The sequence below is a fragment of the Flavobacterium sp. FG139 genome (assembly GCF_057809695.1).
In genome coordinates this window covers 139,714-162,735 of record NZ_JBMDKL010000008.1, presented here as the reverse complement: position 1 = coordinate 162,735, position 23,022 = coordinate 139,714, and the positions used below count along the sequence as shown (strand labels likewise).

The 23,022-nt window shown below is 34.2% G+C and carries 23 protein-coding genes; 10 read left to right on the top strand and 13 right to left on the bottom strand.

Annotated features, from left to right (window positions below):
* Positions 1 to 26: 26 nt before the first annotated feature.
* On the top strand, positions 27 to 413 hold the full coding sequence (locus ACODSI_RS08880) for a DUF983 domain-containing protein (RefSeq protein WP_488916487.1): 387 nt from the start codon (positions 27 to 29) through the stop codon (positions 411 to 413).
* Here ACODSI_RS08880 and ACODSI_RS08875 read toward each other — a convergent pair.
* From ACODSI_RS08875 to topA, 7 genes are all read right to left on the bottom strand, one after another.
* Entirely contained in the window at positions 376 to 1,443 is a 1,068-nt protein-coding gene (locus tag ACODSI_RS08875; protein WP_488916486.1) for an NAD(P)/FAD-dependent oxidoreductase, read from the bottom strand. The two genes, ACODSI_RS08880 and ACODSI_RS08875, sit on opposite strands and share 38 nt — an antisense overlap.
* Positions 1,444 to 1,528: 85 nt before the next feature.
* Positions 1,529 to 2,443 carry a type IX secretion system ring subunit PorN/GldN gene (gene porN / locus ACODSI_RS08870; RefSeq protein WP_488916485.1) on the bottom strand — a complete coding sequence of 305 codons (915 nt, stop codon included), beginning with the start codon at positions 2,441 to 2,443 and terminating at the stop codon, positions 1,529 to 1,531.
* Positions 2,444 to 2,494: 51 nt separating this feature from the next.
* Positions 2,495 to 4,054, bottom strand: coding sequence for a type IX secretion system motor protein PorM/GldM (gene porM / locus ACODSI_RS08865; protein ID WP_488916484.1), 1,560 nt, complete (start codon positions 4,052 to 4,054; stop codon positions 2,495 to 2,497).
* A gap of 53 nt (positions 4,055 to 4,107) precedes the next feature.
* Positions 4,108 to 4,743 carry a type IX secretion system motor protein PorL/GldL gene (gene porL / locus ACODSI_RS08860; protein ID WP_488916483.1) on the bottom strand — a complete coding sequence of 212 codons (636 nt, stop codon included), beginning with the start codon at positions 4,741 to 4,743 and terminating at the stop codon, positions 4,108 to 4,110.
* Between the two features lie 60 nt (positions 4,744 to 4,803).
* Positions 4,804 to 6,210, bottom strand: coding sequence for a T9SS ring complex lipoprotein PorK/GldK (gene porK / locus ACODSI_RS08855; RefSeq protein ID WP_488916482.1), 1,407 nt, complete (start codon positions 6,208 to 6,210; stop codon positions 4,804 to 4,806).
* 253 nt (positions 6,211 to 6,463) lie between these two features.
* Positions 6,464 to 7,612, bottom strand: a complete 1,149-nt coding sequence (locus ACODSI_RS08850) for a formimidoylglutamase (RefSeq protein ID WP_488916481.1) — start codon at positions 7,610 to 7,612, stop codon at positions 6,464 to 6,466.
* Positions 7,613 to 7,615: 3 nt separating this feature from the next.
* Entirely contained in the window at positions 7,616 to 10,117 is a 2,502-nt protein-coding gene (topA, locus tag ACODSI_RS08845) for a type I DNA topoisomerase (RefSeq protein ID WP_488916480.1), read from the bottom strand.
* A 364-nt stretch (positions 10,118 to 10,481) separates the two neighbouring features.
* Here topA and miaB point away from each other — a divergent pair, with 364 nt between their 5' ends.
* The 9 genes from miaB to groL all read left to right on the top strand — a co-directional run bounded on the left by miaB (position 10,482) and on the right by groL (position 18,248).
* Complete coding sequence (gene miaB / locus ACODSI_RS08840) at positions 10,482 to 11,930, top strand: tRNA (N6-isopentenyl adenosine(37)-C2)-methylthiotransferase MiaB (RefSeq protein ID WP_488916479.1); 1,449 nt, start codon at positions 10,482 to 10,484, stop codon at positions 11,928 to 11,930.
* A 126-nt stretch (positions 11,931 to 12,056) separates the two neighbouring features.
* Positions 12,057 to 12,476 (top strand): hypothetical protein, encoded by a 420-nt coding sequence (locus ACODSI_RS08835; protein ID WP_488916478.1) that lies wholly within the window; start codon positions 12,057 to 12,059, stop codon positions 12,474 to 12,476.
* A 34-nt stretch (positions 12,477 to 12,510) separates the two neighbouring features.
* Complete coding sequence (locus ACODSI_RS08830; RefSeq protein ID WP_488916477.1) at positions 12,511 to 13,770, top strand: sigma-54 interaction domain-containing protein; 1,260 nt, start codon at positions 12,511 to 12,513, stop codon at positions 13,768 to 13,770.
* Between the two features lie 64 nt (positions 13,771 to 13,834).
* A complete protein-coding gene (locus tag ACODSI_RS08825; RefSeq protein ID WP_488916508.1) occupies positions 13,835 to 14,341 on the top strand; it encodes an LptE family protein in 507 nt (168 codons plus the stop codon).
* A 58-nt stretch (positions 14,342 to 14,399) separates the two neighbouring features.
* Positions 14,400 to 15,215: a DUF8458 domain-containing protein gene (locus ACODSI_RS08820; RefSeq protein WP_488916476.1), complete on the top strand. Its 816-nt coding sequence runs from the start codon at positions 14,400 to 14,402 to the stop codon at positions 15,213 to 15,215.
* Positions 15,216 to 15,218: 3 nt separating this feature from the next.
* Complete coding sequence (gene secG, locus ACODSI_RS08815; RefSeq protein WP_488916475.1) at positions 15,219 to 15,575, top strand: preprotein translocase subunit SecG; 357 nt, start codon at positions 15,219 to 15,221, stop codon at positions 15,573 to 15,575.
* A gap of 298 nt (positions 15,576 to 15,873) precedes the next feature.
* Positions 15,874 to 16,149: a co-chaperone GroES gene (locus ACODSI_RS08810; protein ID WP_488916474.1), complete on the top strand. Its 276-nt coding sequence runs from the start codon at positions 15,874 to 15,876 to the stop codon at positions 16,147 to 16,149.
* A gap of 32 nt (positions 16,150 to 16,181) precedes the next feature.
* Positions 16,182 to 16,541, top strand: a complete 360-nt coding sequence (locus ACODSI_RS08805) for a four helix bundle protein (RefSeq protein ID WP_488916473.1) — start codon at positions 16,182 to 16,184, stop codon at positions 16,539 to 16,541.
* Between the two features lie 75 nt (positions 16,542 to 16,616).
* Positions 16,617 to 18,248 carry a chaperonin GroEL gene (gene groL / locus ACODSI_RS08800; protein WP_488916472.1) on the top strand — a complete coding sequence of 544 codons (1,632 nt, stop codon included), beginning with the start codon at positions 16,617 to 16,619 and terminating at the stop codon, positions 18,246 to 18,248.
* A 101-nt stretch (positions 18,249 to 18,349) separates the two neighbouring features.
* Here the strand turns inward: groL and ACODSI_RS08795 are convergent, their stop codons facing one another.
* The 6 genes from ACODSI_RS08795 to xrtF form a co-directional block, all read right to left on the bottom strand.
* A complete protein-coding gene (locus ACODSI_RS08795) occupies positions 18,350 to 19,018 on the bottom strand; it encodes a DedA family protein (RefSeq protein WP_488916471.1) in 669 nt (222 codons plus the stop codon).
* 120 nt (positions 19,019 to 19,138) lie between these two features.
* Positions 19,139 to 19,480: a heavy-metal-associated domain-containing protein gene (locus ACODSI_RS08790; RefSeq protein WP_488916470.1), complete on the bottom strand. Its 342-nt coding sequence runs from the start codon at positions 19,478 to 19,480 to the stop codon at positions 19,139 to 19,141.
* A gap of 22 nt (positions 19,481 to 19,502) precedes the next feature.
* Positions 19,503 to 21,512 (bottom strand): TonB-dependent receptor plug domain-containing protein, encoded by a 2,010-nt coding sequence (locus ACODSI_RS08785; RefSeq protein WP_488916507.1) that lies wholly within the window; start codon positions 21,510 to 21,512, stop codon positions 19,503 to 19,505.
* A gap of 73 nt (positions 21,513 to 21,585) precedes the next feature.
* A complete protein-coding gene (locus ACODSI_RS08780) occupies positions 21,586 to 21,987 on the bottom strand; it encodes an HYC_CC_PP family protein (protein WP_488916469.1) in 402 nt (133 codons plus the stop codon).
* A 45-nt stretch (positions 21,988 to 22,032) separates the two neighbouring features.
* Entirely contained in the window at positions 22,033 to 22,476 is a 444-nt protein-coding gene (locus ACODSI_RS08775) for an exosortase F system-associated membrane protein (protein ID WP_488916468.1), read from the bottom strand.
* Positions 22,451 to 23,008 carry an exosortase family protein XrtF gene (gene xrtF / locus ACODSI_RS08770; protein ID WP_488916467.1) on the bottom strand — a complete coding sequence of 186 codons (558 nt, stop codon included), beginning with the start codon at positions 23,006 to 23,008 and terminating at the stop codon, positions 22,451 to 22,453. Before xrtF ends, ACODSI_RS08775 begins: the two co-directional genes overlap by 26 nt.
* Positions 23,009 to 23,022: the final 14 nt, after the last annotated feature.

The following is a 23,022-nucleotide window of genomic DNA, read 5'->3' as shown; positions in this document are numbered from 1 at the left end:
TTCAAAAGAAGTTAAATTTTTTGCAAATGTTAAAAAAAGGAAGCACATTAAATAGTATTTTAACAGGAAGTTGTCCTAAATGTCAAGAAGAAAGTATGTATGTAGAAAAAAACCCATACAAACTAGGCTCTTTATACAAAATGAATGAAACCTGTAGCCATTGTCATACTCAATATATGATTGAACCGTCATTTTTTTATGGAGCCATGTATGTGAGTTATGGATTGACTGTTGCTATGGGTGTTGCCATATTCATTATTCTAAATGTTATTTTAGGATTTGATGTATTGACCACATTTATAGGAATTATTATTGGCATTCTAGTATTAATGCCTGTGACAGCACGATTGGCCAGAAATATCTACATTAATATGTTTATCCATTTTGACAAAAACTGGAAACAAAATTCTTAATTCTACGAATGTCAATATTCTTGTCTAAAGGAATATTATTTTCAATATGATTAAATAAATCAGTTGCCATAGCTGGTGCTAGCATCACACCTCTTGTACCGAGTCCGTTAAGCACATGAATGTTGTTGTGCAGTGGATGAGTACCCACTAATGGTCTACGGTCTTTAACAGTGGGTCGAACACCTGCATAATGCTCTATTATTTCAAAATCGCAGTTAATTAATTCTTTTAGATTTTCTACTAACTCCTTTTTAGCAGCTTCTGTTGGTGTATTGGTTTTGTCTTCCCAATTATAAGTAGCGCCTACTTTATACAAATCATTTCCAACAGGTAAAATAAAAATTGATGATTTTACGATAACCTCTAAATTCAAATTGGGTGCTTTTATAAGAAGTAATTCGCCTTTAGTTCCGTCAAGTGGTAATGCATTAAAAAACGGATTGGAAAGCATTCCAAATCCTTCTGCGAAGACGATATGTTTTGCTTTGATATTTTTATATTCTACAAAATCATCATAAATTTTTAATTGGGAATAATCAAAAGTTTCATCTTTATAGGAATTCTCTTCAATCAAAAAAGACTTGTAAGACGATACTAATAAAGCCGTATCAACATAACCTGAAAACAAAACTTCTCCAAAATTAAAAGGAGAAGAAATAAAATTCCATTTTTTTGTGATTAAATCAGTCGATAGAAACTTAGATAAATTAGGCTTATCAGATGCTGAAAACCAATTATTTTGTTCTTCTGCAGAATAAAATTTTCTTAATAGCGGCAATTTATAGTCTAGTATTATGCCGAGTTTTTGTTCCAAATTTTGATAAAATGGATATAGTAGTTCCAACTGTTCGTTAGCCTTCCAAACTTCACTAAATCGTTTAAGAATTACAGGATTGTATAAACCGCCTGCAATTTTAGAGGAATTTTGAGATTGGTTATTAAAAACAATAATGGTTTTATTGTTTTGAAGAGCTACTTCAGAAAAAGCTATTCCTGCTAGTCCAGAGCCAACTATAATATAATCTAACATGAAATGGTAAGATATGGAGATTTATAAATAAAAAAAAACTCCTACCAAAGGTAAGAGTTTTTTAATATTGTTTGAAAAACTTAAATTAGTAATTCCACATGTCTTGCTCGAAGTTACGAATTTTTTCTTTAACTCGTTCTGATTCTAACAACTGCATCTGTGCATTATCTTTCATGTATTGATCAATTTGTCTATCACCATACACATTTTCTTCTTTGTAAATAACGCCGTTAAAACGTCTGGAATTCAGAAGATGATCAAATGTTATTGGCATAGCAGAATTCTTGTCATTAAATGCTTTCGCGTCATGAAGGATGTCTCGTATGGAAGGGAAGTAAACCCAAAACAATTCGATTGCATCAGTGTTACCTTTAGCTTTATCTCTAGCTTCAGTGGCCATAGGACAAATAGCAAGTAATCTATATTTTAACTCACTTTGACGTTTGTCAAAATACCAATACCCTTTTATTTTGTAACCAGATATATCAGAGGCATCCAATTCTGTTTCATTGATATATTGCTTATCCAAAACCTTTTTACCCGACTTATAACCTTCAATATCAGTATTAAACTCATCTATTCCAGCTGGGATTGTGTCTCTATATTTAAAAACACTTTCCATATCTTTAAGCGTTTTTTTACTATTAAAGTAATCATCACCATAAACCTCAGTGATTTTTCCTTCTTTAATACCTTTTAACAACACTGCAAATAGAGAACGTCTGTCTTTACCAACAAAAGCTGTATCTACCGGATAATACAATGGAAAATTGATTCTTTCATCCACATCAACAAGTTCCCATACCGTTTTACCCATCAATACATCTCTATCATGTACATAACCATATGGAAGTGGTTTGTCGTTATCAGATTCCATTTGAGCAGCCGTTTTCTTTCCAATTTCGGAAGGGACTTTGGCATTTAATAAATTGGATTGAGCGTTAGAAGCAGAACTTCCAACAACAGCCATAACAACTAATAAAAGGTTTTTCAATTTCATAATTTATATTCTAAGTTATCTAAGTAGATTTATAACGTCTAACTTAAATTATTATTGTATTTCGAATATTGCAGGCGCTGCAGTCTTAGTTTGAATACCAGAACCTTCTCCAATAATTTTTGTTTTTACATCCGAAATAGTAATCTGATCACCTTTTGTTGCTCTACCAAGGGCAGAAATACATTGAGCATTCAAACGGTCACCATTAACAACAATAGATGCTTGTCCTGGAACTTTCAATACAAACTGAGTTACTTGAAATTTTAAATCGTATAAAAAGTCAGGCAAAATAGCAGTTATTTGAGATGATTGTAAACGAGACTTTGCTCCTTTTTGAGAACCAGCAGTTCCACCGATAGCAGCTTGAGGTGCAGGAATACCTTTAATTCTAAAAGGTTTTTTATCTGCAACTGTTTTTCCATCTGACATTTTTCCAGTAACATTAACTATAACTTCATCTCCTGAACCAGGGTTAAGTATATATTTACCATTTGCACCAGCTTTGGTTAAACCTGGAGCAGATGCTGTAACATTATTATCACCGATACCAGCAAATGAAATAGTCATAGGGTTAGGTAAACCTCTATACACTACATTCATTTTATCAGCAGATATGTTAGCAGAGTTTGGACGTGGAATAACAACATATTTACCTTCAAATTTTAACGGCACTGGCTTTCCATCTTCCATAAATGTAAATTGACCATTAATGTTTTGCTCTCCAATAGATCCAGCAGTCATAGAGATAACAGCTTGACCATTTTCAATTTTACCAGGTCCTTGGAAAGAGGTTGGTTTTGTGTTTTCATCGTAACGACCTAAAACCACTTTACCTTTTACAGCTTCACCTTGAAAGTATGCACTTTTCTCTAATACAACTAAAGCTGTATAGTTTTTCATAGACGCAGCATCAACAGCAGCACCTCCTAATAAGGAATTGTAACAATCAAATTCCGCTTTTTTAACGTCATTTTGCCAAGCAGTTAATTTTGCTAAAGAAGCAATAGCTGGAAAATGTTCGAAATGGTATGATAAATATTTTTTAGTTACTCCTTCACCATCTTTAACATCTGCCGTATTAAATTTTGATTCTAAGTCAGCAATTATTGGAGACAATTTTTTTGACAAACTCGGTTCGCTAGCTACAGCAGCTTTCATATCAGCAACATATTTGTTGATTGCTGCGACAATTGCAGTACCCTTAGCTGAGTAGTTATCTCCTTTGAACCAAGTCTCATCAATGTGAGGCCCTTTGTCCATAGCTTCATATGGTAACTTACCTGTTTTCTTTTCAACTTCTACTCCAAAGGTAGCATCTGTTTTCAATGAACCAACGTAATCGTAAAAAGTTTTTGAAATTGCAGCGATTTTATCAGCAGCATTCATAGCTGGACCATATAATCCTTTATTTTCAGTACCTTTTTGATCTATAAGTTGCAATAATTTTGCATTATTCGCTTGAGAAGCAACATTAGCACTTTCGAATTTTTCATTCATTAATCCAAATGCTGATAGTACTTCTTTCGACATATTCAATGCCAACATCGCGATGAAAACCAGATACATCAGGTTAATCATCTTCTGTCTAGGGGTTAATTTTCCTCCTGCCATTTTTTCTAGTTAGTTTTTAATGTTAATTTAATAAAATTTAGTTTAAAAACTAATTATCCTTTGTTATTCATAGCAGACAACATACCACCGTATACATTATTTAATGTAGACAAATTAGATGTTAATGATTGCATTTGATCTTTTAATTTTAAGTTGTTTTCAGCAACTTCTTCATTGATTTTTGCGTTTCTTTCTGCGCTTTGTAATTGAACTTGGTATAAACCATTTAAAGCTTCCATTTGAGAGGCTGCTTTACCCATTTCTTCAGCGTATTTCTTTTGTCCTGCCATAGCATCAACTGTTGGAGAAATTGATTTTGCAGCTCCTTCAAAGTTTTTAATGCTATTTCCTAAGCTAGCCATTAACTCTCCGTCAATTTTAGCTTCTTTCAACATATTGTCTAATTTTTGAGAAAGTAACCCTTGAGCATCTTTTGGATCCTCAGCTTTCTTTGTTTTTTCTTTTGCTTGACCTCCTGCTAATTCAGGATACACCAAAGACCAATCTAATTCAACATCAACAGGTTCAAATGCAGATAGTGCAAAGATGAAAGCCTCTGTTAACAATCCAGTAATAAGTAGTGCACTTGCACCAGGCCAGTGTTGGATTTTAAATAATGCTCCAACGATTACAACTGCCGCACCCATACCATAGGTGAAATTCATTACTCTTTTAGGAATTAATGCCATAATAAAAAAAATTTTAGTTAGTTAAGTTTAATATAATTAAGTTAGTTAATATTCTAAATTTTAGATTTTTCCAGGTTTTTTCCCACCACCTGTAGTTTGAGTTCCCATATAATCTTGAACAGTTCTAAAACCAATGTAGCTTCTTGCTGTATCTTGATATTCGAAATCTCTAGTTCCAACTTGTAAAAAGTAAGAAACATCTTTCCAAGAACCACCTCTAACTACTTTACGTTTATTAGAAGTATCAGGTACATTTGGATTCATAGTTGAAACATATTCGTAAGCTGAAGCATCATAAGACGAATCAGTCCATTCCGCTACGTTTCCGGACATGTTATAAAGATTGTATCCATTTGGCTGATACGATTTAGCTTCAACAGTATAGAGTGCCTGATCAGCTGCATAATCCCCTCTGCTTGGTTTGAAGTTTGCCATAAAACATCCTCTGTCATTTTTAGTGTAAGGACCACCCCAAGGGTAATTACCTGATTGCAGACCTCCACGAGCAGCATATTCCCACTCAGCTTCAGTTGGCAATCGGAAAGAGTTGATTAAATCTCTTCCTTTTTTCTTTTTAACATAAATATTTTTATTCAAAGTTCTCCAAGCACAAAATGCTTTTGCCTGTTTCCAATTCACTCCAACTACTGGATAATCTCCATAAGCTTGGTGCCAAAAATAATCATTGTGCATTGGTTCATTATAAGAATAGGCAAAATCTTTAATCCAAACTGTAGTATCAGGATATACTTTAGTATTTTCTGTTTTTATAAACTTGCTTCTTTTACCTACTTTGGCTTTTGCAGCAGCTTGAATATCCATCCATGAATAATGAAATTTCAATTTATCTACATCAATTGTTCTTAATCCGTTAAATGATTCAGAAACTGGAAGATACATAGTATCCATAACTTCGGTATAATACTCATCTGGATATTTAGACGTATCCGTAATCAATTTCACTTTTCTGTTCAATTTTCTTCCAGCATAAGGATCGTCAGTAGTACCAACACTATAATAGTTCTCGTACATGTACTTATCGTAAGGTGTCATTTTAGCAGGATCTTGATCAGCGAATGCAAAATCACCAATGCTTCCTCCACCTTTACCACCTTTACCTGACCCTGGTTTTTGTCCCACTTCATCTGCAAGTATAGCCAAACGAACTCTAATAATAGAATCTTTAACCCATTCTACAAATTGACGGTACTCACTGTTTGTGATTTCAGTTTCATCCATATAGAATGATCTAACAGTTACTGTTTTGGTAGGAGCGTCCTGAACATTAGCTAAATCATCATCTGATTTACCCATAATGTATGCTCCACCAGGAACTAAAGTCATTCCGAATGGTTTCTCTGGATGCCATTTTTTACCTTTAACTCCAACTAATTCACCTTTGTCGCTAGACTTACCACAGCTCACTAATAGGGTTAAAACAGATGCAAATGCAATGAACTTCTTCATATAAATTTGGGTTAATTATGTATTCTTTTTTTAAGGGCGTAAACCTATCTATTATTTTTGAAAAAAACAATTATTTATATCTTAAAATTTACTTTCCTTGACCAAAAATACAATTATATATTTTTTATCAAAATAAATTTGTCGATAAAATGCAACATTTAACGATTATTAGTCGTTTTAGTGTTTTTTTGTATTCAAATACTTACAAAATCAATGTTAGAAAAGATTTATAAGATTTTTATTTACTATAGTATCACAAAATACTTTTACGTTGTGCTTTCCACCATCGTTCTGGGAATTCATGGTTACAAGCCGCCAAATAATCTTCGTGAGAACATGGTAATAACGTATTCTTTTTAAGTTTATTGTGCGAGTTTGTAAAAAAAGGTATCTCAATCCACCATCTTTCCGTTTTGTCGCTTTTGAAAAACACAATATCTTCTTCCTCAAATGGCACGGTGTATTTACTATAATTTTCTTTACTTCCAAATGGATATTCATTAGATCGGTAATGAACACCTTCTATAAAATACCAAACAATTTGCGCAATCAAAACCGATTCTTGTTTTGTTCCCATCTGATTGAAAATACCTAAACAAGAAACTTTATCACTAATGCCCGCATATCTTGACAAGGCACATATTTCTTTTCCATTAAAACCATTAGGCTGAAAATTATTAAAATTTCCAGAATCAGATGATTTCACTGAATTCAGATCCAAGCTCACTAAATCGGCATCTCTAAAAACAGGCTCAGCTATTGAAATCGAATTACACACTTCACCTAATCTGTAGGCATCAAAATATAATTTTTCGATTAAATCAATCTCTTCCTGAGAATTATAATAAGTTTGATAACCAATATTACAATAATTAAAAAGATTGTTTGGCTCTTCTAAAACTATCTTTGATAAAAAAGATTCTGAAGAAACCATTCCATCTTGCTTTCCAAAATCAAATTTTGGATCAATAGCAACTAAATTTACCATTTGTTCTAAATCATCATATCCACGGTAAAGTGCATAAGTCAAATCTTGAGAACCGCCAATTACTATAGGAATAACATTATTCTTTATTAATCTGGAAACCACTTTTTGCACTGCATAATAAGTGTCTTCTGGAGAATTACTTGGTAAAATATCTCCTAAATCAGCAATAGTATGACTCCAGTTTCCTGGAAAAAGACTATATAATTCCCTTCTTACATACGACAAATCAATTGATGTGGATTCAACTCCTCCTCTATTTTCTAAAACTCCAACAATTGCAATACGAACTTTAGAAACATCAGGAAAATCATGTTCTGTATGAAATACCACTTTACTCGACAAATGCTGTGAAGACAATTGCTTGATATCAATGATTAAATCAGTATCTAGTGGACTTAAAAAATCAAATTCCATTGGTTACTTCTTTTTAGTGGTTGCTTTTTTTGCCGGTGCTTTCTTGGTCGTAGCTTTTTTGGCAGGTGCCTTTTTTTCAATCATTTCTTGAACTTGAGCCAGAGTCAATTTTGAAGCATCTACATCTTTATTTAATTCAATTTTGATTTTACCTTTTGTAATCACCGAACGACCCCAACGTGCTTTTTCAACTTTTATTCCTTCTTCTTTCCAATCGTGAAGTACTTTATCAATGTCTTTTTGTTGCTTCTCTTCTATCAATTCGTTAATATCAGATTGCGACAAGTTATCAAAATTATATTTCTTGTTTACATTGATAAAAATGCCATTCCATTTTAGAAACGGTCCAAAACGACCCACTCCTTTTTGAACTGGTAAATTATCATACATCCCAATTGGCGCTTCCGCTTGAGCTTTTTCATCAATTAATCCTTGCGCAATTTCCATAGTAGCATCCATAGGATCCATCCCTTTTGGCAATGAAATAAATTGTGTTCCAAATTTTACATAAGGACCAAAACGACCATTATTTACTTCGATTACTTCTCCTTTATAGGTTCCTAATTGTTTTGGAAGTAAAAACAAATTCAATACTTCTTCCAAAGTAATGTTACCAATATTCTGATCTTGACGCAAACTTGCAAATTGTTTGTTCTCGTCATCTGCACTCCCAATTTGAGCCATAGCTCCATATTTTCCTAAACGAACAGATACTGGCTTTCCTGATACAGGATGAATTCCTAAAATTCGTTCACCGCTTTCTCTATCAGCATTTTTTTCAACATCAAGTACATTAGGATGAAAATGCGAATAGAAATCATTCATCATTTTTGCCCAATCTACATTTCCTTCGGCAATTTCATCAAAATCTTGTTCGACCTTAGCCGTAAAATTATAATCTAAAATGGTTTCAAAGTTTTTTACTAAGAAATCATTTACGATAATTCCGATATCGGTTGGAACTAATTTTCCTTTATCCGAGCCTACGTTTTCTGTTAAAACTTGCGCTTTGACTTCGGCATTTTTTAACACAATTTGATGGTATTTACGTTCTTGACCTTCAAAACTTCCTTTTTCTACATAGGTTCTTGCAATAATGGTAGAAATAGTTGGCGCATAAGTAGAAGGACGACCAATACCTAATTCTTCCAACTTCTTAACTAACGATGCTTCGGTGTAACGGCTTGGTGGACGTGAAAAACGTTCGGTTGCCATAATGTAATTATTAGTCAATTTTTCATTGATTTTCATTGCTGGCAACATCCCTTCTTGTTCTTCTTCATCGTCATCATGTCCTTCAAGGTATACTTTTAAAAACCCTTCAAATTTGATTACCTCACCTGTAGCTGTAAAGGTTTCACTATAATTATTAGCTTCTATTTTCACATTAGTACGCTCCAGTTCGGCGTCGCTCATTTGAGAAGCTAATGTTCTTTTCCAAATTAATTCATATAAACGTGCTTGGTCGCGTTCTACATTTACCGTATGACGTGACATATCGGTTGGACGAATCGCTTCGTGTGCTTCTTGTGCTCCTTTTGATTTGGTATTAAAACTTCTTGGCTTGCTAAACTCCTCACCATAATAACTTGTTATTTCGGCTTCAGCCGCTGCCATCGCTTCTTGAGAAAGATTCACACTATCCGTTCTCATATAAGTAATCAATCCAGCTTCATACAAGCGTTGTGCAATTTGCATGGTAATTCCAACTGGCAAATACAATTTTCTAGCGGCTTCCTGTTGCAACGTAGAAGTTGTAAAGGGTGCTGCTGGTGATTTTTTAGTGGGTTTGGTTTCTAGGTCACCTACTTTATAGGTAGAACCAATATTTTTATTCAAGAAATCTTCCGCTTCTTTTTTGGTTGCAAAGTTCTTCGGCAATTTGGCTTTGAATGTTTTTCCTGCTTCGTTGGTAAATTCAGCCGTAATACTATATGAAGCATCAGCGTTGAAATCTTGTATTTCACGTTCTCTCTCCACAATTAAACGAACCGAAACCGATTGTACACGGCCAGCCGAAAGACCACCTTTTACTTTTTTCCAAAGAACTGGCGACAATTCATATCCTACCAAACGATCTAAAACCCTACGAGCTTGTTGCGCATTTACCAGATTGTAATCAATTCCTCTTGGATTTTCAATTGCTTTTTGAATGGCTGTTTTAGTAATCTCGTGAAAAACGATACGTTTGGTTTTCTTGGGATCTAATTTTAATTCTTCTGATAAGTGCCAAGAAATGGCTTCTCCCTCACGGTCCTCATCGGATGCTAACCAAACCATCTCGGCATTTTTAGCTAATCCTTTTAATTTGGTAACCAAGGCTTTTTTATCGGCAGAAACCTCATATCTGGGTTTAAACCCATGCGCAACATCTACTCCTATTTCTTTAGAAGGCAAGTCGGCAATATGTCCATAACTCGATTCCACTTGATAGTCGGAACCCAGAAACTTCTCGATAGTTTTTGCTTTAGCCGGTGACTCAACGATTACTAAATTCTTTGCCATTTTGGTTTTTGTTTATTCGGCAAAAGTATAGGTTTTTTTTAAATTTTGGGTTTTTGTCGATTATTTTAGCATTTTAAAAGTATTTCTATCAAAATCAAATACCTTATTATAGGTACTAAATTTCACAAAAAAGGATAGCTCGTTAGCCCCGATTGACGTGAAATTCTTTTTTGTTTTACTCAAAAGAAGTCTATCGCACTTCCACTCTAAAAAACAAAAAAAATGGAACAAAAGCGGGAAAAAGGAAACCCAAAAAGCCCAAACCATTCGCTTCCAATAAAACTATGTTAAACATTGTCTGCCATCTTGTCAGATTTTATAATTTAGTATTATCTTTGCAGACTGATTTTTACTAATCGATTTTATGGAAAAGGAAATTAACGAAAAAATACAAGGCCAAAGTTTGGTTTTAGAGCAAAAAGAAGAAAATTCAAAAAAGCTTTTTATAGAAAGTTATGGTTGCGCCATGAACTTTTCGGACAGTGAAATTGTAGCTTCAATTTTAACAGGACAAGGGTATAACACTACTCAAAATTTAGAGGAAGCCGATTTGGTTTTAGTAAATACGTGTTCTATTAGAGACAAAGCCGAGCAAACCATTCGCAAGCGATTGGAGAAATACAATGCGGTAAAACGCAGTATCAATCCGAGTATGAAAGTAGGTGTTTTAGGATGTATGGCCGAACGTTTGAAAGACCAATTTTTGGAACAAGAAAAAATTGTTGATTTGGTTGTGGGTCCCGATGCTTATAAAGATTTACCCAATCTTTTGAAGGAAGTGGAAGAAGGTCGTGATGCCATCAACGTAATTTTATCAAAAGATGAAACCTATGGCGATGTAGCACCTGTTCGTTTGAACAGTAATGGTGTGAATGCTTTTGTTTCCATAACCCGTGGTTGCGATAACATGTGTACCTTTTGCGTAGTCCCTTTTACTCGCGGACGTGAACGCAGTCGTGAACCGCAAAGTATTTTAGAAGAAATCCAAGATTTATGGAACAGAGGCTTTAAAGAAGTGTGTCTTTTAGGTCAGAATGTGGACAGTTACCTTTGGTATGGTGGTGGATTGAAAAAAGATTACGACAAAGCGACCGAAATGCAAAGAGCAACAGCAGTTGATTTTGCACAATTGTTAGAAATGTGTGCCATTCAATTTCCGAAGATGCGTTTTCGATTTTCAACGTCCAATCCGCAAGACATGCACGAAGAAGTGTTGTATGTAATTGCTAAATACGATAATGTGTGCAACTACATTCACTTGCCTGTTCAAAGCGGCAGCACGCGAATTTTAAAGGAAATGAACCGTCAGCATACGCGTGAAGAATACATGGAATTAATTGATAAGATCAAACGTATTATTCCAAATTGTTCGATCTCGCAAGACATGATTACGGGTTTTCCAACCGAAACCGAAGAAGATCACCAAGATACTTTATCCTTAATGGAATATGTAAAATATGACTTCGGTTATATGTTTGCCTATTCGGAACGACCTGGAACTTTGGCTGCTAGAAAAATGGAAGACGATGTTCCTGAAGAAGTTAAGAAACGTAGATTACAAGAAATCGTGGATTTACAACAGAAATTGAGCGAAGAACGAACCTCACGTTTCTTAAACCAAACGGTTGAAGTATTGATTGAAAAAGAATCCAAAAAATCAAACGCACATTGGAGCGGCAGAATTTCTGAAAACGTGGTGACTGTTTTCCCTAAAGGTGATTACAAGGTTGGTGATTTTGTTTTAGTTAAAGTAAACGATTGCACCACAGCAACCTTAATAGGCGAAGCAGTTGGTTATAGTGAGATGAATTAACAATTGACAATGGAAAATGAAATCATAATTAAATACACGCCTGATATTGAAAACTTAACGAAGGTATCGAAGTACCTGTTAAATAGAGGTTTCAAAATAAAATACTTTTTTTTGCTTTTTCTGTTTATGTCCTTTTCCATTTTTTCACCTCATTTGTGGGATACTGGAACTATAGGGCACCAAGAACAGAAAAATATTTTTGATTTTTCTGAGTTAACTCCATTAATCCTAGTTTTAGTAATTTGGACTGTGATCTATTACAGGACATTAGCACAGATGAAAAAAACTATTTTAAACAACAAAAGAAATTTTGAAACTCAAAAAATCACATTTACCAAAGATTCATACACTCAAGAAGGAGAAACATTTAAAGTAACCTCATATTGGAATGAAACTTATTTAATTAAAGAAACAAAAGATTGGATTTTAATCTACCCAAGAAAAAATAATGCGTTTCCATTGGTGAAAACAAAATTAAACACCAATCAATTGAATGATTTAAAGGAACTTTTCAAGACGTTAAGTGTGAAAAAGAATTTAAAATAAACCTTTTTGTTATTCACTTTTAATTCTCAAAAACATGGAATCCATACAAAACATAAAACAACGATTTGAAATTATTGGGAACGACCCAAAACTCAATCGTGCAGTAGAAAAAGCTATTCAGGTAGCTCCAACCGATATTTCGGTCTTGGTGGTTGGTGAAAGTGGTGTGGGTAAAGAAAGTATTCCAAAAATCATCCATTCACTTTCGCACCGAAAACACGGAAAATACATCGCTGTAAACTGCGGTGCTATTCCAGAAGGAACCATTGATAGTGAGCTTTTTGGACACGAAAAAGGTTCGTTTACAGGCGCTACCGGTACTCGTGAAGGTTATTTTGAAGTGGCCGATGGTGGGACTATTTTTTTAGACGAAGTTGGCGAATTACCACTGACCACGCAAGTACGGTTACTACGTGTTTTGGAAAATGGTGAATTCATTAAAGTAGGTTCTTCTCAAGTACAAAAAACCAATGTACGTATTGTAGCAGCGACCAACGTTAATATGTTTGATGCGATTGAAAAAGGTAAATTTCGTGAAGATTTATACTATCGTTTGAGCACTGTAGAAATTGCTTTGCCTCCTTTGCGCGAACGAAAAGATGACATTCATTTATTATTTCGAAAATTTGCTTCCGATTTTGCTCACAAATATAAAATGCCGGCAATTAAGTTGGATGAAAACGCTATTCCGTATCTTTTAGGGTACCGCTGGAGTGGAAACATTCGCCAATTGCGCAATGCAGCGGAACAAATTTCGGTTTTAGAAACCAAACGTGACATTTCACTTCAAACCTTAATGTCGTACCTTCCAGCAGAAGGAAGTCAGTTACCAACTGTGGTGAAAGACAAAAAAAGCAACTCCGATTTCTCAACAGAACGCGATATTCTATACAAAGTGCTTTTTGACATGAAAAGCGACTTAAACGACCTGAAAAAACTCACGCTCGAATTGATGAAAAACGGCACCAAAGTACAAGACATTAATCCGAGTTTGATTCAAAAAGTATATGGCAAATCGGATGAAGAAAAATTCTTTGATGAAAAACCAAGAGTGGAAATGATTCCTACCCATAATGAAACAGAACAAGAGGAATTTGAAGATGATGGTGACGACAACAACTACCTCTTTGCCGAAACTGTTGAAGAAGAAGAACCACTGCGTTTAGAAGCCAAAGAAATTGAATTGATCAAAAAATCGTTAGAACGAAACAAAGGAAAACGAAAAGCAGCGGCTGATGAATTAGGTATTTCCGAACGAACATTATACCGAAAAATAAAGCAATACGATTTGTAAATCCTTACAATAGGATTACCATTTTATAAAACAAAAAAATATATCTTTGACTTTTAATATCCAAATGAAGTACTTCAAATACATTCTCGTAATTTTTACAGCACTAATACTAACTGGTTGTAGTGTAAAATACAACTTCACTGGAGCTGGAAAAATTGACGCTAAAACATTTCAAGTGAATTATTTTCAAAATAATGCGCCGTTAGTACAACCCGGAATTGAACGAACATTTACGTTGAAGTTGCAAGAAATTATTCAAAATCAAACGAATTTAAACCTAACCAACACCAATGGTGACTTGTTGTATGAAGGAGAAATTACAGCCTACAACATCACGCCAATGGCTGCAACAGCCGATCAAAAAGCCTCTCAAAACCGATTAACGATTACCATCAATGTGCGTTATGTTAACCACAATAAAGAGGAAGATAATTTTGAAAAACCTTTTTCTTTTTATTATGATTATCCTGGTGATCAACAACTCATTGGCGCCAACTTGTCTTCGGCATTAGATGTGATTTTTGAGCGAATTACTCAAGATATTTTTAACGAGTCTTTAGCTAAATGGTAAAATAGTACATGGATTTTAATTAAATTTACAATTCCTTTTACACCAAACAACAAATAAATTGAACCTAACCGATTACACGTATTTAATCAATAAACCCGACGCCATTAATGAGCGTCAAAGTGATGCTTTGGAAAAAATTATGGAAGAATTTCCCTTTTTTCAAAGTGCACGCGTGTTGCGATTAAAACATTTGTACAATCAGGATAGTTTCAAATACAACTACGCTTTAAAAGTTGCAGCAGCTTATACTACAGACCGAAGTGTGTTGTTTGATTTTATAACTTCAGATAATTTTGTTACGGTTCAAAACGGACTATACGAACAAAAAATCGCCGAACTTCTAAACATTGATGTAATAGGAAGTGAAGTGGTAGAATACAAGGTACAACACGAGTCGGTTAATACAATTGAACAATCCATTTTATCTTCTATTGCGCAAGCTCAACCCATTGAAACAGCCTTAGAAGAAAAATTAGAAATTGGAAAACCTTTAGAATTCACTAAAGAAGAAAAACACTCTTTTCAAGAATGGTTACAACTTTCACGTTTAAAACCTATTGAACGAAAAGAAATTCCAGTCGAAGAAAATCCAGAAAAAAAGAAAAAACTCGACCTAATTGACAAATTTATTCAGGCCAATCCGAAAATTCCGCCTATTGATAAAGAGCAAATTATCACGGCTTCAGCCCCAATAATAGAGGACAAATCCTATTTAATGACTGAAACTTTAGCCAAAGTTTATTTGGAACAGAAAAAATTTTCAAAAGCAATTCAAGCTTATGAAATATTAATTTTGAAATATCCAGAAAAAAGTAGTTTCTTTGCAGACCGAATTTCAAATATTAAAAATTTACAACAAAACAATAATAGTTAAACAATGAGCAATTTTATAATTTTTTTAGTATTAATCACAATCGTTTGTTTTTTACTAATCATCGTAGTTATGGTACAAAATCCCAAAGGAGGCGGCTTATCTTCTTCATTAGGTGGCTCTACACAAATGGGTGGAGTTCAAAAAACAACCGACTTTCTAGATAAAAGTACTTGGGTTTTGGCTGCTACATTAATCGCATTAATTTTATTATCAAGCTTGAGTTTTTCAGGAGGTTCAGGTGATAATAAAAAAATTATCGATGCTTCTCAATCAGAAGCTCCCAAAACAGAAACACCGGCAGCACCAAAAGCTGATGAAAAAGCACCAGCAACGACACCAGCTGCTCCAGTAAAAAAATAAGAAATTTATAATTTCGACAAAGAAAATCCCGAGTCATATCGGGATTTTTTTTTGACTTTAAGAAGCGATTGGCTTGGGATTTCTTGCAAACCCTTTTCCTGCCTTCCATTATATCTTTGTCTCGAAAAAAACGAGCCAAAGGATGCCATTCCAGTCAGGGCTAAAAGGATTTGGTCTTACCTATTTGCCAACTTTTAGTACCTTCGCTGAAAATATGTCAGTTTTGTGTCAATGGCATAATTTCTGAATACTCAATTGCAAACTTTAAATTTTTAATTAATTATAAAATATACCTATTATGGCATTAAACATTAAACCGCTTTCAGACAGAGTCATCGTGGAACCGGCTGCTGCCGAAACACAAACAGCATCGGGAATTATCATTCCTGATACCGCTAAAGAAAAACCTCAAAAAGGAACTGTTGTTGCTATTGGAAATGGCAAAAAAGACGAGCCTTTAACCGTAAAAGTTGGCGATACTGTTCTTTATGGCAAATACGCAGGAACCGATTTAAAATTTGATGGAAAAGACTATCTAATCATGCGTGAAGACGATATTTTAGCGATAATTTAAAGCTGTAAGCTTTAGGCAATAGGCATTAAACTATGAGAGATTTTAAAAAGTATGATATTTGGCAATTGAGCCATTCTCTAACTTTAGAGGTTTATAAAATCACTTCTAATTTTCCAAAAGATGAAATATACAGTTTAACCAGTCAAATTCGTAGAGCTGCAGCTTCAATCCCAACAAACATAAGTGAAGGATGTGGAAGAAATAGCGACAAGGAATTTAATCATTTTTTAAATATTGCCTTAGGCTCAGCAAACGAAACAGAATACTTACTAATTCTATCAAAAGATTTAAATTATATTTCTGAAGAATTGTTTTCTGATTTAGATTTAAAAATAAACACAATTAAAAGTAAAATTTTCAAATTAAAAAAGGCATTAAGCAGTACGATTTAATACCATAACAATAAAATAATCGCAATATTAGGAAAAGCTTACAGCTTAAAGCCTATTGCATAAATTAACAACAAAATGGCAAAAGATATAAAATTCGATATTGAAGCTCGCGATGGTTTAAAACGCGGAGTGGATGCATTAGCAAACGCAGTAAAAGTAACTTTAGGACCAAAAGGAAGAAATGTCATTATTTCAAAATCATTTGGTGGACCAACGGTAACTAAAGACGGTGTTTCAGTTGCAAAAGAAGTAGAATTGAAAGACCCATTAGAAAACATGGGCGCACAAATGGTAAAAGAAGTAGCATCAAAAACCAATGATTTAGCTGGTGACGGAACTACAACAGCCACTGTACTTGCTCAAGCTATCGTTAAAGAAGGTTTGAAAAATGTTGCTGCTGGCGCGAATCCAATGGATTTAAAACGAGGTATTGACAAAGCGGTTGAAGCCATTGTAGCTGATTTAGGAAAACAAGCTCAAGAAGTGGGAAGTTCTTCCGAAAAAATTAAGCAAGTTGCTTCTATTTCTGCAAATAACGATGAAGTTATTGGTGATTTAATTGCAACTGCTTTTGGTAAAGTTGGTAAAGAAGGTGTTATTACTGTTGAAGAAGCCAAAGGGACAGACACATATGTTGATGTGGTGGAAGGAATGCAATTTGACAGAGGTTATTTATCTCCCTATTTTGTGACTAATCCAGAGAAAATGAATGTAGAATTGGACAATCCATACATTCTTTTATACGACAAAAAAGTATCTTCTTTAAAAGAGTTACTTCCGGTTTTAGAACCCGTAGCGCAATCAGGAAAACCCTTATTAATCATCGCTGAAGACGTTGATGGCGAAGCTTTATCAACTTTAGTTGTAAATAAATTACGCGGTGCTCTAAAAATTGCAGCGGTAAAAGCACCTGGATTTGGAGACCGAAGAAAAGCCATGCTAGAAGACATTGCTATCTTAACAGGTGGAACTGTAATTGCAGAAGAAAGTGGTTACACTCTAGAAAATGCAACTTTGGAAATGTTGGGAACTGCCGAAAAAATAGCCATTGACAAAGACAACACTACTATTGTAAATGGCGCAGGCAATGCCGATTTAATCAAAAATAGAGTCAACCAAATCAAAGGTCAAATGGAAACTACGACTTCTGATTATGACAAAGAAAAATTGCAAGAACGTTTGGCTAAATTAGCTGGTGGCGTTGCAGTTCTTTATGTTGGTGCTGCTTCTGAAGTAGAAATGAAAGAGAAAAAAGACCGTGTTGACGATGCGTTACATGCAACTCGTGCCGCTGTTGAAGAAGGAATTGTTGCTGGTGGTGGTGTCGCTTTGTTAAGAGCTAAAGCAGCTTTAGCAACAGTAAAAGCTGACAATGCTGACGAAGCAACCGGAATCCAAATTGTGTTCCGTGCGGTAGAGTCTCCTTTGAGAACTATTGTTGAAAATGCAGGTCTTGAAGGTTCGGTTGTTGTGGCAAAAGTTTCAGAAGGAAAAGACAACTTTGGTTACAATGCCAAAACAGACGAATATGTAGACATGTTAAAAGCAGGAATCATCGATCCTAAAAAAGTAACTCGCGTAGCTCTTGAAAATGCTGCTTCAGTTGCAGGAATGATTCTTACTACCGAATGTGCTTTGATTGATATTAAAGAAGAAAACGCTGGTGGCGGAATGCCAATGGGCGGTGGAATGCCAGGTATGATGTAATTTTTTGAAGTACGAAGTTAGAATTACAAAGTACAAAGTAATAAAAAATCCGCTTTATCAATGATGAAGCGGATTCTTTTATTATAAATCAATGTATAAAATTACTTTCTTTTCTTAAGCAATTTCATCAATACTGGAACCGTAGTAATTAGAATAATTCCGATAACGATAAATTCGATGTAATGTTTTAAATCGATACCAAATTTTGATTTGAACAATTCATACAAATAATGTCCTGCAAAAATCATCGTAAACGACCACAAAATCGATCCTAAGATGGAGTAAAACATAAACTTCTTTCGATCCATTTCAACAATGCCAGCAACGACTGGCGCAAAAGTTCTTACAATGGGTAAAAATCGTGCAAATACAATAGCTTTGGTTCCGTATTTGTCAAAGAAATCTTTGGATTGAAACAAGTATTTTTTCTTAAAAAAGAAACTGTCTTCACGTTTAAAAAGATAGGAACCGCTTTTAGAACCTACCCAATACCCCAGTATGTTTCCAAAAATACCCATTAAAGAGATTAATGCTGCTAAAAAAGTAACGTTCCAAAAATCACTTCCTGTTGAAAATTGTTGCATTAATGATTCACTGTAAATTCCACACAAAAACAGCAAACTGTCGCCAGGTAGAAAAAATCCTGCTAACAAGCCGGTTTCAGCAAAGACAATAAAAAGCACCACATACAATCCTATTTTTATTCCTCCAATTTCTAGCAGAATATAAAATTCAGGATTAAAAAGTTGCTTCCAGTCAAAATGAGTCATAAATACTTTGGGTATTATTTAAGTGCGTGAAAGTAATTATTATTTCGCTTACCTAATAACTATTTAATAATTTTTTAAAGAAAAACTCCTTACAAATTGCTTTATAAGGAGTTTTGCGATTTATTTTCTTTCATATTGGCAACACATGTGCAATTTATCGTAAGCTTCATCGGTTGCTTTTACCTCGTCTGTATCGTGTCCTACTTTAGCAATGGCTTTTTTCACGTCTAAAACTGAACATTTTTCTTCGTTCAAAATTAAGGCCAGTTGGTGCGACTCTACATTCCAAACTGCCGATTTTACTCCTGCTACCGAAAAAGCAGCTTTTTCAATTCGTTTTTTACACAAATCGCAATTGCCATTTACTTCAATGGTGTATTTTGCATTTTTGTTTTTGCTCTCTTGAGCTTGAGTGGAAATTGCTACAAACAGTAACATTATTCCGAATAGTACATTTTTCATTTTTATAATTGTTTTAATATTGTTATTTTATTTTAAATCGCAATCCTGCGTAATACATTTGCCCAAAAACTGGTGCATATATGATAGACGTATCAAAAGTAGCACCAAATGGATTGTTTGCTCCTAAAATCGCTTTGTTTTGTCTATAATTTCCAATGTTTTCTCCACCAACATACACTTCAAAAGTTTTAGAAAACGTTCTGGTAACTTGCATATTCATTACAGCAAATGAAGGTGAAAATTGAGGCAATTGGTCAATACTAGCATTACTAGCTGTATAGGGCAATTGTTGTTTCCCTAGCCAATTGAACGTATAATCAAATTTCCATTGTTTTCCTTTTTCTTTAATATGCGTTTCATATTCTAGATTTCCAAAAAAACGATGTTTAGCCTGTAAAGGTCTTTGATAACTTCCCGATAGATAATCAGTGGCAATATCATAATATTTATAGGCCGTTCTCAAGTTTAAATGCTTTATGATTTCGTAATTAAAATCCAATTGAAAACTGTTGGCATACGATTTTCCTTTTAAATTGTAAAACAAAACTTGTTGCGGACTTTGCATCACATCCACTATGGCTTGATTTTGGAAATCAGTTCGATAAAAATCGAACGTAATATCGGCTGGTTTACCCAAAAGCGAGAAGTTTTGCGTGAAACTCACACCATAATTCCATGCAATTTCTGGATTTAAACCATAAATTTTTCCATTAGTATCCAAAACAGAAAACACTCTCGAACTCGCAAAAAGCTGTTGGTTTTCAGCAAAAATATTAGCCGCGCGTTTTCCTCTTCCAGCCGAAAATCGAATCACAGCTTTTTCCCACGGATTGTAACGAATATGCAATCGTGGCGTAACAAAAACACCTAATCGATTGTGATAATCTACTCGTCCGCCTAAAATTAGGCTGAATTTATCATTATTATCATACGTATATTCGAAAAACGTTCCCACCGAATTATCAATTCTACCAACATCCAAAAGATTTACATACTCGGCATATTTGTCGTAGGTGAAATTTACACCAGTAGCAAATTTGTGCATGGTATTACTGATAATTGAATTGAAAATCAAATTCGAATAATAACTTTCTTGCTTGATGTTGTATTGGTTCAAACCAAAATACGAATCTTGATTGTGATTGCTGTACGCATTTTGAAATCCGATACTTTGATATGGCATGTCTTTAAAAACATAACCTACTTTCGATGTAAAATCAAATCGGTTGGTATTGATTTCGGAACCCCAATAATTGGTGGTAAGTTTATCTCTATTTTTATTAAAATTCAATTCACCCGTTTGTTTTTCATCTTTCATGTATTTGAAATTGATGAACGAAACCCAACCTGTTTCCGGATTGGCATACTGCCAACGATTGACCACATTGATTTGTTTACCCAGCGGATTATCGAGAAAACCATCGTTATTCATGTCGTTTTTGGCCACTCTTGTATTTCCGTGAAGATACAAACTCGTAGCCCAATGATCGGAAACTTTTCGGTTGAAATGAGTATTCAATTCAAAACGCGAATCGGACGCACCATAAGCATTCAAAAAAAACGGAATGTCTTTCATGGGCTTGATTAACTCGGTGTTGATTTGTCCGGAAATGCTTTCGTATCCATTCACAACGCTTCCAGCACCTTTGGTAATTTGAATACTTTCCACCCAAGTTCCTGGTGTAAACGACAATCCATAAGCTTGAGAAGCACCTCGAACAGAAGGTATATTTTCTTCGGTAATCATTAAATAAGGTGATGTCAACCCTAGCATTTTAATTTGTTTGGTTCCCGTTAAAGCATCCGAAAAATTGACATCGATAGACGGATTGGTTTCGAAACTTTCTGCCAAATTACAACAGGCCGCTTTGAGCAATTCTTTACTAGAAACCACCGAAGTATTGGCCGTTTTAGTAAGCGATTTTTGTATTCCTTTTTTGTTCAAATCAACTTTAATTTCTTTCAACGTTTCTTGTGAAAAAACTGTAGTAGCAAAGAACAGCATCAGGAATAATGCTATTTTTTTCATAATCATAATTTAAAATTAATTCTATTTCAAATGATTCTCATAAAGACAATGAGAACCCGAACTGAATTCAGATAAATTACGCGTAAAAGGTATATTGGCTGTACAAGAGATATAATGGCGGCGCATTGGCATCGCAGTAATAGGTAGGAATATCTCTTTTTATGAAGTGCGTTTTGTTAGTAAAAACAGTTGGTTTCCAATCATTGTATGCCAAATTGTAAAAAGCATCAACCGAAAAAACTGTAACCGTAATTTGGTCTGATTTCTCATTGGACTTAATGATTTTGTTTTTACAACATTTTGAATTTTTTTCTACTATTCCGCAACAATCTTTCTCAATTTCTTGAGCATTAGAAACCGAATGAATTGAAACAGAAGCAATTTCGTCATCGCAATAATGTACATTAAAAGCCAATCCCAAATTGGAAACCAACAGGAAAAATGCTAAAAATAAACTTATGTGCTTTCTAAAATTCATAGTACAAAGGTACTAAAACACAGAATTATAAATCATAAAACAATGTTATTTTATTTTTTTCTGATAATAAAATGCTGGAATAAAGAGAATTAAAAATATGGGTTGAATGATAAATCTTCTGATGTAAAAGAGGTTCATTTTGTTGGTTTCCCCAAATTTTACCAAAACAAAAAAGAAACTCACCATCAATACAATTCCCAAGACTGAATAAAGAAAAATGGAAAATTTCATAATTTTAGCATCGTTAAAAATAAGACGCAACAACCCCAACGAAATCATCGAATTGAGATAATATCTAAATCCTAAACTAAAAAACAACTTGATCATGTTCAGTTTAGGCAACGGCAAATTGTGATAATTTGATTTGAAATAATCCAAAAACGGATCGTAAAAAATAGCATCTTCAAAGGCTCTAACCGCAACTAGAAGTACAATTAAGAATAAACCGGCAGCTACTTTGAGCTTATTGTTTAGTAGATTTTTTAGCATAAAATGAATATTTATTAACCCAAACCACCCAAAGAAAAAACACCACGCCATAAATGAACAGTGGAAAAATCACTCCGTGTAAAATATGTTCGTATTGCGGAAAATGATATATCGCCACACAAAGCAAAGCGATTCGGAGCACGTTAAACACATGAATGAGTATACTTCCTGAAATAATAAAAAGTAGTGTTTGCTTAAATTTACCTGTAAAAGCAATCACAAAACTGATGAAAAGAATGATCACACTTAAAGCGTTGCAGCCTTCAATAATTCGAGCAACCCATTGGTTGTGATAAAATAATTTTACACTAGCTTCTTTCAAATTGGGCATGATATACGAATGGTCATCAAATACCGACAACACTTTCTGAGATTGCTGGGCAACCATTTGTGTAAAACCATCAACTTCAAACTTCTCTAAATTGTATTGTCCTAAATAGTATTCGTAAACAACGGTCAACACCAAGTAGCTGATTGCAAATTTGGTTAGAAAAACAAGAAACGGTTTAAATTGAATGAGGTATTCTTTCAAAATATAATTTTTAA

Coding starts and splice junctions, on each gene's coding strand:
- groL (WP_488916472.1), top strand. CDS start 16,617: ATGGCAAAAGATATAAAATTCGATATTGAAGCTCGCGATGGTTTAAAA.
- ACODSI_RS08775 (WP_488916468.1), bottom strand. CDS start 22,476: ATGCTAAAAAATCTACTAAACAATAAGCTCAAAGTAGCTGCCGGTTTA.
- ACODSI_RS08825 (WP_488916508.1), top strand. CDS start 13,835: ATGAAGTACTTCAAATACATTCTCGTAATTTTTACAGCACTAATACTA.
- ACODSI_RS08880 (WP_488916487.1), top strand. CDS start 27: ATGTTAAAAAAAGGAAGCACATTAAATAGTATTTTAACAGGAAGTTGT.
- miaB (WP_488916479.1), top strand. CDS start 10,482: ATGGAAAAGGAAATTAACGAAAAAATACAAGGCCAAAGTTTGGTTTTA.
- ACODSI_RS08810 (WP_488916474.1), top strand. CDS start 15,874: ATGGCATTAAACATTAAACCGCTTTCAGACAGAGTCATCGTGGAACCG.
- topA (WP_488916480.1), bottom strand. CDS start 10,117: ATGGCAAAGAATTTAGTAATCGTTGAGTCACCGGCTAAAGCAAAAACT.
- ACODSI_RS08805 (WP_488916473.1), top strand. CDS start 16,182: ATGAGAGATTTTAAAAAGTATGATATTTGGCAATTGAGCCATTCTCTA.
- porM (WP_488916484.1), bottom strand. CDS start 4,054: ATGGCAGGAGGAAAATTAACCCCTAGACAGAAGATGATTAACCTGATG.
- porK (WP_488916482.1), bottom strand. CDS start 6,210: ATGAAGAAGTTCATTGCATTTGCATCTGTTTTAACCCTATTAGTGAGC.
- porN (WP_488916485.1), bottom strand. CDS start 2,443: ATGAAATTGAAAAACCTTTTATTAGTTGTTATGGCTGTTGTTGGAAGT.
- ACODSI_RS08790 (WP_488916470.1), bottom strand. CDS start 19,480: ATGAAAAATGTACTATTCGGAATAATGTTACTGTTTGTAGCAATTTCC.
- ACODSI_RS08795 (WP_488916471.1), bottom strand. CDS start 19,018: ATGACTCATTTTGACTGGAAGCAACTTTTTAATCCTGAATTTTATATT.
- ACODSI_RS08780 (WP_488916469.1), bottom strand. CDS start 21,987: ATGAATTTTAGAAAGCACATAAGTTTATTTTTAGCATTTTTCCTGTTG.
- porL (WP_488916483.1), bottom strand. CDS start 4,743: ATGGCATTAATTCCTAAAAGAGTAATGAATTTCACCTATGGTATGGGT.
- secG (WP_488916475.1), top strand. CDS start 15,219: ATGAGCAATTTTATAATTTTTTTAGTATTAATCACAATCGTTTGTTTT.
- ACODSI_RS08835 (WP_488916478.1), top strand. CDS start 12,057: ATGTCCTTTTCCATTTTTTCACCTCATTTGTGGGATACTGGAACTATA.
- ACODSI_RS08875 (WP_488916486.1), bottom strand. CDS start 1,443: ATGTTAGATTATATTATAGTTGGCTCTGGACTAGCAGGAATAGCTTTT.
- ACODSI_RS08850 (WP_488916481.1), bottom strand. CDS start 7,612: ATGGAATTTGATTTTTTAAGTCCACTAGATACTGATTTAATCATTGAT.
- ACODSI_RS08830 (WP_488916477.1), top strand. CDS start 12,511: ATGGAATCCATACAAAACATAAAACAACGATTTGAAATTATTGGGAAC.